This window comes from Citrobacter sp. EC_71, from assembly GCF_019584005.1.
Taxonomy (GTDB): Bacteria; Pseudomonadota; Gammaproteobacteria; order Enterobacterales; family Enterobacteriaceae; genus Citrobacter; species Citrobacter werkmanii.
Window position 1 is genome coordinate 1 of record NZ_VDAY01000113.1, and the last position, 231, is coordinate 231.

Consider the following 231-nt stretch of genomic DNA (forward strand, 5'->3'; position numbering starts at 1 on the left):
AGTCCGCGGTGTTGCCCGCGAGGTCGGTGACGGTGGCCACGATGGTGTGGTCACCGTCGGCCAGCTCGCCGGACGTGATATGCCACTGACCGGCCGCGTCTTTCGTTGCCGCCACTGGGGTGCCGCCGTCGATGCTCACCATCACGCTCACGGCGTCTTTATCCGTGGCAATGGCAAAGCCCGGCGTAGTGTCGTTAGTCTGGTTATCTCCCGCCATGCCGGTGTCATCGC

Annotated in this window: 1 protein-coding gene; it reads right to left on the bottom strand. The window is 64.9% G+C overall.

All coding sequences use genetic code 11. The annotated features are described in order from the left end of the window. The coding region (locus FHD02_RS24950) for an Ig-like domain-containing protein (protein ID WP_375336887.1) at positions 1-217 on the bottom strand (217 nt) is incomplete at its 3' end. Between the last annotated feature and the right edge of the window lie 14 nt (positions 218-231).